Source organism: Streptomyces angustmyceticus (assembly GCF_019933235.1).
Classification (GTDB): Bacteria; Actinomycetota; Actinomycetes; order Streptomycetales; family Streptomycetaceae; genus Streptomyces; species Streptomyces angustmyceticus.
On sequence record NZ_CP082945.1, the window covers coordinates 5,944,418 to 5,958,957 of the forward strand.

The window sequence follows — 14,540 nt, forward strand, 5'->3', positions numbered from 1 at the left end:
ACGGAGTTCCTCATGAGTGATGCCACCGAGCCCGCCGACCGCAGGGCCGAGCCGGATGCCGACGCCTGGGAGACGGCCTGCGCCGAGGACCTCGCCGAGGAGAAGGCCCGGCACCGCGCCGCCCACGGCCCGCAGCCGGGCAGCGCGGCCGAGGAGCTGCGCAAGCTCGCCGACGCGGTGACCGACAAGCTCGCCGGCATCCAGCTTCCCGGGGCGCTGGGCGGCATCGCCGCGCAGGGCGCCGTCAGTCAGCTGTTCAAGCAGGCGAAGGCCGCCGTCGAGCCGGTCATCGAGCGCAACCCCGACCTCTTCGACCACCTCGCCGCGGCCGGCTCCGAGCTGCTCGCCGCCTACCGCTCCGCCGTCGAGAGCAGCGAGCGCCGCTGGACCCGCGACGACTCCGCCGAGCGGCCCGCCGCCGGCCGCGGCGACGACCCGCGCGACGACGACGGTCCCACCGGCACCGAACGGATCGATCTCGACTGAGTCCCCGCCGCCCCGCACCACCGGGAAGGCCGCCCCGGTCCGCCGTCCGGAAGGGGCGCGGCCGCCGCCCCCGCCTCCGGTACGGTGGGTCCCGGCGGGGTTCGAGCGAAAAACTGAGGGACACATGGGACTCACCATCGGCGTCGACATCGGCGGCACGAAGATCGCGGCCGGCGTGGTCGACGAAGAGGGCTCGATCCTTGAGACGTGCAAGGTGCCGACTCCGCATGCCACCGAAGCGCTGACCGAGGCCATCGCGGAGGCGGTGCGCACCGTCGGCGCGGGCCATCACGTCGAGGCCGTCGGCATCGGCGCCGCCGGCTACGTCGACGAGAAGCGGGCCACGGTCCTGTTCGCGCCGAACATCGACTGGCGCCACGAACCGCTCAAGGACAAGGTCGAGCAGCGCGTCGGCCTCCCCGTGGTCGTCGAGAACGACGCCAACGCCGCGGCCTGGGGCGAGTACAAGTTCGGCGCCGGCCAGGGGCACAGCGACGTCATCTGCATCACCCTCGGCACCGGCCTGGGCGGCGGCATCATCATCGGCAACAAGCTGCGCCGCGGCCGCTTCGGCGTCGCCGCCGAGTTCGGGCACATCCGGGTCGTCCCCGACGGCCTGCTGTGCGGCTGCGGCAACCAGGGCTGCTGGGAGCAGTACGCCTCCGGCCGCGCCCTGCTGCGCTACGCCCGCCAGCGGGCCTTCGCCACCCCCGAGAACGCCCAGATCCTGCTGTCGCTCGGCGACGGCACCTCCGAGGGCATCGAGGGCCGGCACGTGAGCGAGGCCGCCCGCCAGGGCGACCCGGTCGCCATCGACTCGTTCCGCGAACTGGCCCGTTGGGCCGGCGCCGGCCTCGCCGACCTCGCGTCGCTCTTCGACCCGTCGGCCTTCATTGTCGGCGGGGGCGTCTCGGACGAGGGCGAACTCGTCCTCGGCCCGATCCGCAAGTCCTTCCGCCGCTGGCTGGTCGGCAACCAGTGGCGGCCGCACGCCCAGGTGCTCGCCGCCCAGCTCGGCGGCAAGGCCGGACTGGTCGGCGCGGCCGACCTGGCGCGCCAGGGCTGAGGGCCCCGGGGCGGCCGGCGCCCCTCCTTCGTACGACACCGTCCGTCGCGTCCCCCGGGGGCGCGGCGGACGGTGCTCTATCTTGGCCCGCGTGACGATCCCGGTGATTGGACCCGCCGCCTTGATCCCGCTGCCCGACTCCCGCACCGAGCCCGACGGCACGGCCGTGATCCGGGTGCTCAGCTACAACATCCGCTCGATGCGCGACGACCGGGCGGCGCTGGCCCGGGTGATCCGGGCCTGCGCCCCCGACCTCGTGCTGGTCCAGGAGGCTCCGCGGTTCTTCCGCTGGCGCAAGGCCGCCGAGAAGCTCGCCCGCGCGGCCGGTCTGGTGTACGTCACCGGCGGCGGCACGACCGCGGGCCCGATGATCCTGTCCACCCTGCGCGCCCATGTGGAGCGCACCGAGGACGTCCTGCTGCCCCGCACCCCCGGACTGCACCAGCGCGGATTCGCCATCGCGGTGGTGCGCATCGGCGGGGCCCGGCTCGGCGTGCTCAGCTGCCATCTGAGCCTCGCCGCCGGGGAGCGGGCCGAGCAGGCCGGGCTGCTGCTGGAGCGGCTGGCGGCCCTGGGCGTGCCGTACGCCGTCGCCGGCGGCGACGTCAACGAGCGGCCGGAGGGCCGCGGTTTCCGCCGGCTGGCGGGGGCGCTCACCGACGCCTGGGCGGAGCGGCCGTGGGGCGGGGAGCTCACCTCCACGCCCCACGACCCGCGTCAGCGGATCGACGCGATCTTCACCACGCCGGGCGTGGAGGTGCTCGGCTGCGGTGTGCCGCACGGTCTGCCGGGAGTGCGGGAGAGCGACCTCAGGGCCGCGACGGACCACCTGCCGGTGCTGGCCGCGCTGCGGGTGCCGGCCGGGGGCTGACTCACACCACCGCGCCGCTGCCCGGCAGGTCGTTGTCGTCCTCGTCGTCGCTCTTCATGCGGGCCACCAGGGTGGCGAACCCGCCGAGGAAGCCGCCGATGCCCAGGACCGTGATCCACCACGTCACCGGCTGCTGCAGCAGCACCATCGCCACCAGCAGCAGCGGTCCGCCGATCACCGCGATCCAGGCGAACTTGGCGGTGACATCGGCCTGGGGCAGCGGGGGCGGCTCGGGCGGGGTGAAGTGGCCCTCGTCGGTCTCGTCGAAGTCGTCGTCGGACGCCTCCGCCGGGGACCAGTTGCGCGGGCCGACGCCCGGCGCGAAGACGACGAAGCTGCCCGGACGGGAGGGCCCCTCGTCCCCGGGACCGTCGTCCTCCGCGGCCTTCCCGGCGTTCTCCCCGGCACCCTTCCCGGGGGTCTCGTCGGCGCTCCCGGCGCCGCTGTCCCCCGCCGGCGCGTCCTTGCCGTCGCTGTCGGCGCCCTCGGCGTCGTCGTCCTCCGGGGGGAACGACGGCTGGTCGCCGTAGCCCGCCACGATCTCGGCCCAGGCGGCCTCTTCGTCCAGCGGGTCCCGGGGGTCGCGGGGGCTACGCTCCGCCACTGGCAGCCGTCCCCTCCGACGCCGCGTCCGCCCGCGCCTGCGGCGCGAGGCGGGTGATGAAGGCGGCCGTCTCCCGGAAGATCTGCTCCGCGTCGTGGTCGAGGGTGGCGACGTGGAAGCTGCGCTCCAGGAGCGTGTGCCGGACGTCGGTCGAGGACACCCGGCTCAGGATGCGTTCGGAGTCCGCGGGCGGGACGACGTGGTCCTGCGGGCTGGTCATCACCAGCAACGGCTGGGTGACGCCAGGGAGTTCGGAGTCGACCTGCTGGAAGAAGCGGCGCACCGAGTGCGCGGCGTGCAGCGGCACCCGGTCGTAGCCGACCTCCTCGGCGCCGGGCTTGGCGATGTCGCTCGTCAGCCCCTTGGTCGTGCGGACGAGGTGGCGCAGCACCGGCAGCAGCGGCCCGGCCGCGTCGTGGACCTTGTTGGCGGGGTTGACCACGGCCACGCCGCTGACGGCGTCGCCGTGCCGGGCGGCCAGCCGCAGCGCCAGGGCGCCGCCCATCGACAGGCCGCATACGAAGACGGACGTGCAGCGCTCGGTCAGCGCCCGCAGCTCGCGGTCGACCTCGGCGTACCAGTCCTGCCAGGTCGTGATCTGCAGGTCCTGCCAGCGGGTGCCGTGACCGGGCAGCAGCGGCAGACTGACCGTGAGTCCCTGGTCGGCCAGATGCTCGGCCCAGGGGCGTACGGACTGGGGGGAGCCGGTGAAGCCGTGGCACACGAGGACGCCGACCTCTCCGCCGTCACGGCGGAACGGCTCGGCTCCGGGAAGGAGCGGCACCGGGGGACTCCGATCGATGAGGGGGCCTGGCGGGTTACCTCAGGGTACGCAAAGTAACGGCGGGCGGATAGGTCCGGCGGCGGCCGCGGCGCGAGCGGGCCACCGGGGCAGGTTAAGGTCTTTGCGTCACACACAGGAGGCAGTCGGTTGATCTACGGCGCAATGAAGTTTTCCATCGGCGGGTCGCTGAAGCTTGCCTTCAGGCCCTGGGTGGAAGGCATCGAGAACATCCCCGCCGAGGGCCCGGCGATCCTCGCGAGCAACCACCTGTCCTTCTCGGACTCGTTCTTCCTGCCCGCGGTGCTCGACCGCAAGGTCACCTTCATCGCGAAGTCCGAGTACTTCACCTCCCCGGGGGTCAAGGGCAAGCTGACGGCCGCGTTCTTCAAGGGCGTGGGCCAGCTCCCGGTGGACCGCTCGGGCGGCCGGGGCGCGGGCGAGGCGGCGATCAAGAGCGGCATCGAAGTGCTGGAGCGCGGCGAGCTGTTCGGCATCTACCCGGAGGGCACCCGCTCGCCGGACGGCCGGCTCTACCGCGGCAAGCCGGGCGGCCTGGCGCGGGTGGCGCTGGCCACCGGGGCGCCGGTCATCCCCGTGGCGATGATCGACACCGAGAAGGTGCAGCCGCCCGGGAAGATCGTGCCGAAGATGATCCGGCCGGGCATCCGCATCGGCAAGCCGCTGGACTTCACCCGCTACCAGGGCATGGAGGGCGACCGCTTCATCCTGCGGTCGGTCACCGACGAGGTCATGTACGAGATCATGAAGCTCTCCGGCCAGGAGTACGTCGACATCTACGCGACGGCGGCCAAGCGGCAGATCGCCGACGCGGCGAAGGCCGAGGCGGCACAGGCCGAGGAGCGGAAGAAGGCCGAGGCGGAGCGGGCCAAGAAGGCGGCCGCCGAATAACAGACGGGCAGGGCCGAGACCGGGCGTGAGCACGCCCGGCAAGGGGGACGGCAATGACGGAAACGGACACGGACACCGGCACACGGACCACGGGCGGCGCCATGGCCGCCCGGCGCCATGGCACACGCCCGCCGAAGGCGCTGCGGATGTCCGTCGAGCTCCCGCTGTGGCGCGCGCTCACCGGCTACCGGATCCTCACCCTCGTCTACACCGCGTGCCTGGTCGCGCTCTCCTACCGGCGGTACGCCCATCCGCTGGGCGCCGCCGCCTACATGGGCGTGCTCACCGTCTGGATGGTGCTGACCTGGCGCTGCACCACCTCGGCGGAGCGCTGCACCCGGCGGTTCCTGGTCGCCGACCTCGGCTTCGCGATCGGCGGCATCCTGCTGACGCTGGTGGTCGACACCCACGCCCGCATCATGGGCGGCGGGCCGACGCTGCCGTCCATCTGGACGGCGGGCGCGGTCCTGGGCTTCGCGATCAAGGGCGGCTGGCGCTGGGCCGCGGTGGCCTCCACCGTCGTGGCGGTGGCCAATCTCGTCGAGCGCCAGGAGCTGGCCCGCGACACCATCCACAACGTGGTGCTGGTGTGGGTGGCCAGCGTCGGCCTGGGCTACGTCGTCGAGGTGGCCCGCTCCAGCGAGCGCACCCTCGCCCGCGCCCTGCAGATCGATGCCGCCACCCGCGAGCGGGAGCGGCTGGCCCGCGACATCCACGACAGCGTGCTCCAGGTGCTGGCGATGGTGCAGCGGCGCGGTGCCGAGATCGGCGGAGAGGCCGGCGAACTGGGCCGGATGGCCGGGGAGCAGGAGGTCGCGCTGCGGACCCTGGTCGCCGGCGGGCTGGTCCCGCCGCCCGGGATCCGGCCCGGCGGGTCGGCGAGCGGGGTGCCGCGTCAGGCCGGCGAGGGCGCGGGCGAAGGCGCCGCGGTGCCCGCCGGGGCCGCGCCGGCGGGCGACGACGCCGGACCGTGCGACGTCCGGGCCCTGCTCGCGCCGTTCGCGGGCGCCGGTGTCACCTTCTCCGAGCCCGGCGCCCCGGTCGCGCTGCCGCCCGCGGCGGCGGCCGAACTCGCGGCCGCCGTCAGTGCCGCGCTGGACAATGTACGGGTGCACGCGGGGGCCGGTGCCCACGCCTGGATCCTGGTGGAGGACGAACCGCACGCGGTGGTCGTGACGGTCCGCGACGACGGCCCCGGCATCCCCGAGGGCCGGCTCGCGGACGCCGAGCGGGAGGGCCGCCTGGGGGTGGCCCTGTCGATCCGCGGCAGGCTGCGGGACCTGGGCGGCGGCGCGGAGTGGATCTCCGTCCCCGGCCAGGGCACGGAAGTGGAGTTGACGGTCCCCAAGGGCACCGCGCCCGAGGGCGGACGACGGGGGAAGGCGGGCGCGTGAGCGAGCAGGGTCTGAAGGTCATGGTGGTCGACGACCACCCCATGTGGCGGGACGCGGTCGCCCGGGACCTGGCGGCGGCCGGCTGCGAGGTGGTCGCCACCGCCGGCGACGGACTCCAGGCGGTGCGCAGGGCGCAGGCCGCCGGGCCCGAGGTGCTGGTCCTGGACCTCAACCTGCCCGGGATGCCCGGCGTGCGGGTGTGCCAGGAACTGGTCGGCGCCAATCCGGCGCTGCGGGTGCTGGTGCTGTCCGCGAGCGGTGAGCACGCCGACGTCCTGGAGGCGGTCAAGTCCGGGGCGACCGGCTATCTGCTGAAGTCGGCGAGCACCGAGGAACTCCTCGACGCGGTGCGGCGCACGGCCGCGGGCGACGCGGTGTTCACCCCGGGCCTGGCCGGTCTGGTGCTCGGCGAGTACCGCAGGCTGGCGACCGAGCCGGCCCCCGCGACGCCGGACGAGGCGGGCGCGCCGCAGCTGACGGACCGGGAGACCGAGGTGCTGCGCCTGGTGGCCAAGGGCCTCTCGTACAAGCAGATCGCCGAACGGCTGGTCATCTCGCACCGCACGGTGCAGAACCACGTCCAGAACACCCTCGGCAAGCTGCAGTTGCACAACCGCGTCGAGCTGGTGCGGTACGCGATAGAGCGCGGCCTCGACGAGGCATGACGGGCCCGGCCCGGGGGTGTGACCGGCGCGGTCGCCTGCCGCCCCGGCCGCTCCCCGAAAGGAGCCGCTCGTACGGGTGAACACCCCCTGCCAACTCCCCGGTAAATCACGGACCTCACCGTCTGCCCCATCCCGGAGTGACCCAGATCACCATTAGCGTGACCGGGGTCGGCTCACACACGGCCGTGCGCGGCCACTGACGGGATGTAGGTGAAGCAGCGATGCGGGTCGGAGTACTGACCGGCGGCGGCGACTGCCCCGGTCTGAACGCAGTGATCAGGGGCATCGTCCGCAAGGGCACCCAGGAGTACGGGTACGAGTTCGTCGGCTTCCGGGACGGCTGGCGCGGGCCGCTGGAGGGCGACACGGTCACGTTGGACATCCCGGCGGTGCGCGGCATCCTGCCCCGCGGCGGCACCGTCCTCGGCTCCTCGCGGACCAACCCGTTCAAGGAACGCGACGGCGTCCGCCGGATCAAGGAGACGCTCGCCAAGGAGGAGGTCGAGGCGCTGATCGCGATCGGCGGCGAGGACACCCTCGGCGTCGCCGCCCGGCTCTCCGGCGAACACGCCGTCCCCTGCGTCGGCGTCCCCAAGACCATCGACAACGACCTGTCGGCCACCGACTACACCTTCGGCTTCGACACCGCCGTCGGCGTCGCCACCGAGGCCATCGACCGGCTGCACACCACCGCCGAGTCCCACATGCGGGTGCTCGTCGTCGAGGTGATGGGCCGGCACGCCGGCTGGATCGCGCTGCACTCCGGCCTCGCCGGCGGGGCGAACGTCATCCTCATCCCGGAGCAGCGCTTCGACATCGAGCAGGTCTGCCGGTGGATCGAGTCCCGCTTCAAGGTCCGCTACGCCCCGATCGTGGTCGTCGCCGAGGGCGCCATGCCCAAGGACGGGCAGATGGTCCTCAAGGACGACTCCACCGACTCCTTCGGGCACGTCCGGCTGTCCGGGGTGGGGGAGTGGCTGGCCAAGGAGATCGAGGCGCGCACCGGCAAGGAGGCGCGCACCACGGTCCTCGGGCACACCCAGCGCGGCGGCACGCCCAGCGCCTTCGACCGCTGGCTGGCCACCCGCTTCGGGCTGCACGCCATCGACGCGGTGCGCGACGGCGATTTCGGGAAGATGGTCGCGCTGCGCGGCACGGACATCGTCCGGGTGCCGATCGCGGAGGCCACCGCCAAGCTCAAGACCGTCGATCCGGCGCTCTACGCCGAGGCCGGCGTGTTCTTCGGCTGAGCCGGCCGCCGTCCCCCCCCGCCCCCGAGACCGCCGTCCGCTCGTCCGGCGCTCCGGGCGGCACCCCCGGGCGAGGCGCCGTATATTCGCCCTACGCGATACATCCGGCCCCTCGCCCCCGGGCGGCGGCGCGCCACCCGGGGGGAGAACCGGGAGAGCTCGTGGAGATCGTCGCCTTCGGGGTGCAGGCCGATGAGCGGCCGTTCCTGGACCGGGCCTTCGCCGGCCGGCACCAGGTCCGCAGTCTCGATGTCTTCCTCGACCGCGACACCGCGCCCATCGCGCACGGCTACGAGATCGTCAGCTCCAGCGTCAACGCCGATCTGGGCGCGGAGGTCCTGCAGACCCTCGCGGCCGGCGGCACCAAGCTGATCGCCCAGCGCTCCACCGGCTTCAACAACATCGATCTGCGGGCCGCGGCCGACCTCGGCCTGAGCGTCGGCCGGGTCTCCTGCTACTCCCCGCACGCGGTCGCCGAGTTCGCCTGGGCCCTCGCGCTGGCCGTCAACCGGCGGCTGGTCCGGGCCACCCACCGCACCCGCGACTTCGACTTCCGGCTGGACGGCCTGATGGGCCGGGATCTGTACGGGCGGACGGCGGGGGTGCTCGGCACCGGCAGGATCGGCGAGGCGTTCACCCGGATCGCCCACGGCTTCGGGATGAACCTGCTGGGCTGGGACCTCGTGGAGAACCCGCGCTGCACCGCGCTGGGCATGACGTACGTCCCCCGCGAGCGGCTGTTCGCCGAGGCCGACCTGATCTCCCTGCACCTCCCGCTGGTGGACGGGACCCGGCGGGTCGTCGACGCCGCCGCGCTGGCCGCGATGAAGGACGACGCGGTCCTGGTCAACTCCAGCCGCGGCGGGCTCGTCGACACCGCGGCCCTCGTCGAGACGCTCAAGGCCGGCCGGCTCACCGGGGTCGGCCTGGACGTCTACGAGGAGGAGGCGAAGTTCTTCTTCGTCGACAAGTCCCTGGACATCGTCGACGACGACACCCTCGCCCGCCTGATGACCTTCGGGAACGTGCTGGTCACCTCGCACCAGGCGTACTTCACCGCGGACGCGGTCGGCCAGATCGTCGAGGCCACCGTGGCCAACGTCGAGGACCACCTGGCCCACCGCACCAACGAGAACATGCTGGTCACACGAGGACAGCTGCCAGCAACTGCGCGGTGACCGAGGCGCCGTCCAAGGTCAGCACCGACTCCGGGTGGAACTGCACACCGGCGAAGCCCGGACCGCGCAGCGCGTGCACCTCCCCGGTGTCCGCGTCCCGGCTCAACTCCACGCGGTGCATGGCGAGTTCCGTCCGGGTGCGGTCGTCGCAGCGGGCCGTGAAGGTGTTGTAGAAGCCGACCGTCTCCGGACGCCCGAAGAAGTCGATCCGCTCCTGCGCGCCCTGGTAGGGCACGTCCTTGCGGACGATCTCCAACCCCAGCTCGGCGGCGATGAGTTCGTGCCCGAGGCAGACCCCGAGCAGGCCCTCGGGACACCCGGAGCGGTGCCCGGCGAGCAGCTCGGCGGTCAGCGACCGCAGGAAACGCATCTTGGGATCGGTGGCGTCCGACGGGTCGCCCGGCCCCGGGCCCAGCACGACCGGACCCGGGTGCGCGAGGGCCGCCTCGCGCAGCCCCGGCTCGTCGAAGCGGCGCACGGTGACGTCCAGCCCGGAGGTGCGCAGCAGATGCGCCAGCATCGCGGTGAAGGTGTCCTCCGCGTCGATCACCAGCGCGTGCCCGCTCAGCTCGGCGATCGGCGCGGTCGTCTGCAGCCGCAGCCAGAAGGGCGCGAGGCCGTCGCGGCGGGCGTCCAGCGCGGACCGCACCCGGGGGTCGTCGGCCAGCCGCTGCCCGCGGCCCCCGGCCGGCCCGCGCGCGGGCGCCGGCCGCACCCCCAGCGCGCTCAGCACCCCCGCGGCCTTGGCGTGCGTCTCGGCGACCTCGCCGCGCGGGTCGGAGGCGCGGACGAGGGTGGCGCCGACCGGCACCCGCAGCCGGCCGTCGGCGGAGATGTCGGCGGTACGGATCAGGATCGGCGAGTCCAGCGTCTGCGCGCCGCCCGCGTCCCGCCCGAGGAGCGCCAGCGCCCCCGCGTAGTAGCCGCGGCCCCGCCCGTCGCCGTCCACCGGCTCGTACCGCTCGATCACCCGGCAGGCGTTCTGCACCGGCGACCCGGTCACCGTCGCCGCGAACATCGTCTCCTTGAGCACCTCGCGCACATCGAGGGTGGAGCGGCCGCGCAGCTCGTACTCGGTGTGCGCGAGGTGCGCCATCTCCTTGAGCCGGGGCCCGATCACCACCCCGCCCCGGTCGCCGACGGTGCACATCATCTTCAGTTCCTCGTCCACCACCATCGACAGTTCCTCGGCCTCCTTGCGGTCGGCGAGGAACGCCAGCAGGCTCTCGGCGGTGGGGCCGCCCTCCGGGTAGCGGTAGGTGCCGCTGATCGGGTTCATCACGACCGTCCCGGCCGCCCGCCCGCCGTCCCCGGGCTCACCGGGGCCGCCCCTGCCCCCGGTCATCCGCACGTGCACCTCGGGGCTGGCGCCGACCAGGGTGCGCACCCCGGGGCGGTGCACCACATACGTCCAGTACGCGCCGCGCTCACCGGCCAGCAGCCGCCGGAACAGCGCCAGCGCGCCGGCCGCCGAGAAGTCCTCGACCGTGCCCTCGAACGTCCTGCGGATGACGAAGTTGGCGCCCTCACCGGTGCCGATCTCGTCCCGCACCACCCGCCCGACGATCTCCGCGTAGGCGTCGTCGTCCACGTCGAACGCCCCGTCCCGCACCCGCACCTCCTGCGCGGGCAGCGCCGCCAGCATGTCGTCGAGCGGCAGCTCGGCGCTCTCGCGGGGGCGCAGCACGGCCAGCGGCGTGCCGTCGTCGTGGGCCCGGAAGCCGCGCTCGCGGATCTGCCGGAACGGGATCAGCGCGAGCGCGTCGGTCACCGGCGCGTCCGGCACCCCCTCGCCCAGCGGGATGTCCGCCAGCCGCCCGACCTCCTCGACCTCGCCGATCAGTATCTCGACGGTGGGGGAGGCCGCCTCCCGTCCGGGCGTACGGCGGTGGAGCAGGGCGAACGGCGGGCAGGCGGGGTCGAGCAGCCGCCGGACGAGTGCGGCGGCGTCCGGGGCGGCGGGGGGCTCGCGGTGCATGACGGGGGTTCCTTCCAGGAGAGGAGGAACGGCCGCCGCACAAGGCTGAAGGCCGCCCCTCGGGCGGCCTTCGCGAAGTGTGTGGGTGCGCGCGAATCAGTGGGCCGCCGGATGAGCGGTCCACCACCAGTTCATGTTCATGGCCGGTCGCGTGCACATGGGGGGCACCCTACCGGACCGTCCGGGTGCCGTGCGTCTCACAGTCCGGATGCCCGGACGGACACCCTCGCGGGACCCCGTAATGTGGGACTTGTGACCGTGAACGCTGAAACCCACGCCGGTGGACACACCTGGCGAGACCTGCCCGCGGCGCAGCAGCCTGACTGGCCGGACCAAAAGGCTCTGCGCGATGTGATCGCGGAGCTCGAGTCCTATCCGCCGCTCGTCTTCGCGGGCGAGTGCGACCAGCTGCGCGAGCGCCTGGGAGCGGTCGCCCGTGGTGAGGCGTTCCTGCTTCAGGGCGGCGACTGCGCGGAGGCCTTCGACGGCGTATCCGCCGAGCACATCCGCAACAAGCTCAAGACGCTCCTCCAGATGGGCGCCGTCCTGACCTACGCCGGGTCCGTCCCGGTGGTGAAGGTCGGCCGGATCGCCGGCCAGTACAGCAAGCCGCGCTCCAAGCCCACCGAGACCCGCGACGGGGTGACGCTGCCGACCTACCGCGGCGACTCCGTCAACGGCTTCGAGTTCACCGAGGCGGCCCGGATCCCGGACCCCGAGCGGCTCAAGCGGATGTACCACGCCTCCGCGGCGACCCTCAACCTCGTGCGCGCCTTCACCACGGGCGGCTACGCCGACCTGCGGCAGGTGCACGCCTGGAACCAGGACTTCGTGAAGTCCTCGCCCTCCGGACAGCGCTACGAGGCGCTGGCCCGCGAGATCGACCGCGCGATGAACTTCATGAACGCCTGCGGGGTGGACCCGGAGGAGTTCAAGACGGTGGAGTTCTTCTCCTCGCACGAGGCCCTGATCCTGGACTACGAGTCGTCGCTGACCCGCACCGACTCGCGCACCGGCAACCTCTACGACGTCTCCGGCCACATGGTCTGGATCGGCGAGCGCACCCGTCAGCTCGACGGCGCGCACATCGAGTTCGCCTCGCGCATCCGCAACCCCCTCGGCGTCAAGCTCGGCCCGACGACGACGCCCGAGGACGCGCTGACGCTCATCGAGCGCCTCGACCCGGAGCGGGAGCCGGGCCGGCTGACCTTCATCACCCGCATGGGAGCGGACAAGGTCCGCGACAAGCTCCCCGAGCTGGTCGAGAAGGTCACCGCCTCCGGCGCGCAGGTCGCCTGGATCTGCGACCCGATGCACGGCAACACCTTCGAGGCGGCCTCCGGTCACAAGACCCGGCGCTTCGACGACGTGCTGGACGAGGTCAAGGGCTTCTTCGAGGTCCACAAGAGCCTCGGCACCCACCCGGGCGGCATCCACGTCGAGCTGACCGGTGACGACGTCACCGAGTGCGTGGGCGGCGGCGACGAGATCTTCGTCGACGACCTCCACCAGCGCTACGAGACCGCCTGCGACCCGCGGCTCAACCGCAGCCAGTCGCTCGACCTGGCCTTCCTGGTGGCGGAGATGTACCGCGACCAGTGAGCCGGACGGACGCTGACCTGCGCTGACGGCAGGGAACAACGACAGTGGGGCGCGGATCACAGGATCCGCGCCCCACTGTCGTTGTGCAGTCCCCGCCGTGGCAGGTAAGGTAAGGGTAACCTCACTCAAGATCAGCCGGACGGGTGAGGCGACTCCACGGAAGGTGAAGCCGCGTGTACGTCTGCTCCTGCTTCGGGATCACCGAGCAGCAGGTCCGTGAGCACGCGGACACGGGCGCCTGCACGCCCCGGCAGATCGCCTCCGCCTGCAAGGCCGGCACCGACTGCGGTGGCTGCGTCAAGCGCATCCAGTCCCTGCTCGGCCGGGGTGCCTGCCCCCGCCGGGAGCTCATCGACACCGGCGCGCCCGAGCCGCTGGGCGCGGAGGCGGACGCCGTGGGGCCCGCGGCGCTCTCGGAGGCCGCGTAGCCCGGAGGGCCGACGGGGATCTCCCGCGGCCGCTGCGCCGAAGGACGGGCATCCGGCCGCCCGCTCAGCTCGGCTGCTCGATGACCTGGGCGATGTAGAGCGCCTCACCGAGCTTCTCCACCAGCTCCAGCTGGGTGTCGAGATAGTCGATGTGGTGCTCCTCGTCCGCGAGGATGTCCTCGAAGATGTTCGCCGAGGTGATGTCGCCCTTGTTGCGCATCAGCTCGACGCCCCGCTTGAGCCGGTCGATGGCCTCGATCTCGATCTGCCGGTCGGCCTGGAACATCTCCGTGACGGTCTGCCCCACCCGTACGTGGAACAGCCGCTGGTAATTCGGCAGAGCCTCGAGGAAGAGAATCCGGTCCGTCAGGATCTCTGCGTGCTTCATCTCGTCGAAGGACTCTGAGCGGGTGTACTTCGCGAGCTTCGTCCAGCCGAAGTTCTCCTGCATCTTGGCGTGCAGGAAGTACTGATTGATCGCGGTGAGCTCGGCGGTCAGCTGCTCATTGAGGAATTCAATGACCTCGGGGTCGCCCTGCATGGCTGCGGGCTCCTTCCACGCGAGAAACTGGGCAGGTGCCGCATCCTCGCACCGCCCGGAGCGGGCCGTCCAGTAAGTGCATGCTTAGTGCGAGTTGCCCGAATCCCGCTCTCCCTGGTCATCGGCACCCCCTCCGGTCTGACACCATGGAGGGCATGGGTCAGCCGGAAAGCCGCGAAGAGGAGCCTCCTCAGCTGCCTCCGGGACAACGGTTGCAGCGGGGCTGGCCGGTGACGCATTACGGCCCGGTGCCGAAGTTCCGCGCCGAACGCTGGGAGTTCCGGGCATTCGGCGCCACCGCCGACGGCGAGAAACACTGCTGGTCGCACGAGGAATTCACGGCACTGCCGTACACCACGGTCGTTGCCGATATGCACTGCGTGACGAAATTCAGCATGCTGGGAGCCGAATGGGGCGGGGTGCGCACCCGGACGATCCTGGAACTCGCGCCGCCGGCTCCCGATGTCACCCACGTCATGGTGTGGGCCGAGTACGGCTTCAGCTCGAATGTGCGCATCGAGGATTTCGCCGCCGACAACTGCCTCTTCGCCACCCACCGCTCGGGTGAGCTGCTCACCGCGGAGCACGGCTTCCCGGTGCGCCTGATCGTTCCGCACCTGTACGCCTGGAAGGGCCCCAAGTGGGTCCGCGGCATCGAATACATGCGGGCCGACCGCCGCGGCTTCTGGGAGGAGCGCGGCTACCACAACCTGGGCGACCCCTGGCAGGAGCAGCGCTACTCGTACCAGGAAGAGCCCGGGGACGGCCCCGAGCTCTGATCCCG

Annotated in this window: 15 protein-coding genes; 11 read left to right on the forward strand and 4 right to left on the reverse strand. The window is 72.6% G+C overall.

Annotated features, from left to right (window positions below):
• Positions 1 to 12 precede the first annotated feature (12 nt).
• From K7396_RS26545 to K7396_RS26555, 3 genes are all read left to right on the forward strand, one after another.
• Positions 13 to 486, forward strand: coding sequence for a DUF5304 domain-containing protein (locus K7396_RS26545; protein WP_086716949.1), 474 nt, complete (start codon positions 13 to 15; stop codon positions 484 to 486).
• Between the two features lie 124 nt (positions 487 to 610).
• Positions 611 to 1,552: an ROK family glucokinase gene (locus K7396_RS26550; protein WP_086716948.1), complete on the forward strand. Its 942-nt coding sequence runs from the start codon at positions 611 to 613 to the stop codon at positions 1,550 to 1,552.
• Positions 1,553 to 1,673: 121 nt separating this feature from the next.
• Entirely contained in the window at positions 1,674 to 2,423 is a 750-nt protein-coding gene (locus K7396_RS26555) for an endonuclease/exonuclease/phosphatase family protein (protein ID WP_086716959.1), read from the forward strand.
• A 1-nt stretch (position 2,424) separates the two neighbouring features.
• Here the strand turns inward: K7396_RS26555 and K7396_RS26560 are convergent, their stop codons facing one another.
• Entirely contained in the window at positions 2,425 to 3,027 is a 603-nt protein-coding gene (locus tag K7396_RS26560) for a hypothetical protein (RefSeq protein WP_086716947.1), read from the reverse strand.
• The gene (locus K7396_RS26565; RefSeq protein WP_086716946.1) at positions 3,014 to 3,811 is read right to left on the reverse strand and encodes an alpha/beta hydrolase; all 798 of its coding nucleotides are present in this window, start codon (positions 3,809 to 3,811) and stop codon (positions 3,014 to 3,016) included. The genes K7396_RS26560 and K7396_RS26565 overlap by 14 nt, the downstream gene beginning before the upstream one ends.
• A gap of 162 nt (positions 3,812 to 3,973) precedes the next feature.
• Between K7396_RS26565 and K7396_RS26570 the strand changes: the two genes are divergently transcribed.
• The 5 genes from K7396_RS26570 (at position 3,974) to K7396_RS26590 (ending at position 9,207) form a co-directional block, all read left to right on the forward strand.
• A complete protein-coding gene (locus tag K7396_RS26570; protein ID WP_086716945.1) occupies positions 3,974 to 4,720 on the forward strand; it encodes a lysophospholipid acyltransferase family protein in 747 nt (248 codons plus the stop codon).
• 101 nt (positions 4,721 to 4,821) lie between these two features.
• Complete coding sequence (macS, locus tag K7396_RS26575; protein WP_373866982.1) at positions 4,822 to 6,114, forward strand: MacS family sensor histidine kinase; 1,293 nt, start codon at positions 4,822 to 4,824, stop codon at positions 6,112 to 6,114.
• A gap of 20 nt (positions 6,115 to 6,134) precedes the next feature.
• On the forward strand, positions 6,135 to 6,779 hold the full coding sequence (locus K7396_RS26580; protein WP_373866983.1) for a response regulator: 645 nt from the start codon (positions 6,135 to 6,137) through the stop codon (positions 6,777 to 6,779).
• 221 nt (positions 6,780 to 7,000) lie between these two features.
• Complete coding sequence (locus K7396_RS26585; protein ID WP_086716942.1) at positions 7,001 to 8,029, forward strand: 6-phosphofructokinase; 1,029 nt, start codon at positions 7,001 to 7,003, stop codon at positions 8,027 to 8,029.
• 161 nt (positions 8,030 to 8,190) lie between these two features.
• The gene (locus K7396_RS26590; protein ID WP_086716941.1) at positions 8,191 to 9,207 is read left to right on the forward strand and encodes a 2-hydroxyacid dehydrogenase; all 1,017 of its coding nucleotides are present in this window, start codon (positions 8,191 to 8,193) and stop codon (positions 9,205 to 9,207) included.
• Here the strand turns inward: K7396_RS26590 and K7396_RS26595 are convergent.
• Entirely contained in the window at positions 9,173 to 11,185 is a 2,013-nt protein-coding gene (locus tag K7396_RS26595; RefSeq protein WP_152105290.1) for an anthranilate synthase family protein, read from the reverse strand. The genes K7396_RS26590 and K7396_RS26595 overlap by 35 nt on opposite strands.
• A 252-nt stretch (positions 11,186 to 11,437) precedes the next feature.
• On the opposite strand from K7396_RS26595, the gene K7396_RS26600 reads away from it, so the two are divergent.
• Positions 11,438 to 12,787, forward strand: coding sequence for a class II 3-deoxy-7-phosphoheptulonate synthase (locus K7396_RS26600; protein WP_086721173.1), 1,350 nt, complete (start codon positions 11,438 to 11,440; stop codon positions 12,785 to 12,787).
• Between the two features lie 173 nt (positions 12,788 to 12,960).
• The gene (locus tag K7396_RS26605) at positions 12,961 to 13,215 is read left to right on the forward strand and encodes a (2Fe-2S)-binding protein (RefSeq protein WP_086721172.1); all 255 of its coding nucleotides are present in this window, start codon (positions 12,961 to 12,963) and stop codon (positions 13,213 to 13,215) included.
• 64 nt (positions 13,216 to 13,279) lie between these two features.
• Here the strand turns inward: K7396_RS26605 and bfr are convergent, their stop codons facing one another.
• Entirely contained in the window at positions 13,280 to 13,756 is a 477-nt protein-coding gene (bfr, locus tag K7396_RS26610) for a bacterioferritin (protein ID WP_086721171.1), read from the reverse strand.
• Between the two features lie 146 nt (positions 13,757 to 13,902).
• Between bfr and K7396_RS26615 the strand changes: the two genes are divergently transcribed.
• The gene (locus tag K7396_RS26615; protein ID WP_086721170.1) at positions 13,903 to 14,535 is read left to right on the forward strand and encodes a sulfite oxidase-like oxidoreductase; all 633 of its coding nucleotides are present in this window, start codon (positions 13,903 to 13,905) and stop codon (positions 14,533 to 14,535) included.
• The last annotated feature ends 5 nt before the right edge of the window (positions 14,536 to 14,540 follow it).

Bases quoted from the DNA above. Each gene is read 5' to 3' on its own strand.
- K7396_RS26545 (WP_086716949.1), top strand. From the start codon at position 13: ATGAGTGATGCCACCGAGCCCGCCGACCGCAGGGCCGAGCCGGATGCC.
- K7396_RS26550 (WP_086716948.1), top strand. From the start codon at position 611: ATGGGACTCACCATCGGCGTCGACATCGGCGGCACGAAGATCGCGGCC.
- K7396_RS26570 (WP_086716945.1), top strand. From the start codon at position 3,974: ATGAAGTTTTCCATCGGCGGGTCGCTGAAGCTTGCCTTCAGGCCCTGG.
- macS (WP_373866982.1), top strand. From the start codon at position 4,822: ATGGCCGCCCGGCGCCATGGCACACGCCCGCCGAAGGCGCTGCGGATG.
- K7396_RS26580 (WP_373866983.1), top strand. From the start codon at position 6,135: ATGGTGGTCGACGACCACCCCATGTGGCGGGACGCGGTCGCCCGGGAC.
- K7396_RS26585 (WP_086716942.1), top strand. From the start codon at position 7,001: ATGCGGGTCGGAGTACTGACCGGCGGCGGCGACTGCCCCGGTCTGAAC.
- K7396_RS26595 (WP_152105290.1), bottom strand. From the start codon at position 11,185: ATGCACCGCGAGCCCCCCGCCGCCCCGGACGCCGCCGCACTCGTCCGG.
- bfr (WP_086721171.1), bottom strand. From the start codon at position 13,756: ATGCAGGGCGACCCCGAGGTCATTGAATTCCTCAATGAGCAGCTGACC.
- K7396_RS26615 (WP_086721170.1), top strand. From the start codon at position 13,903: ATGGAGGGCATGGGTCAGCCGGAAAGCCGCGAAGAGGAGCCTCCTCAG.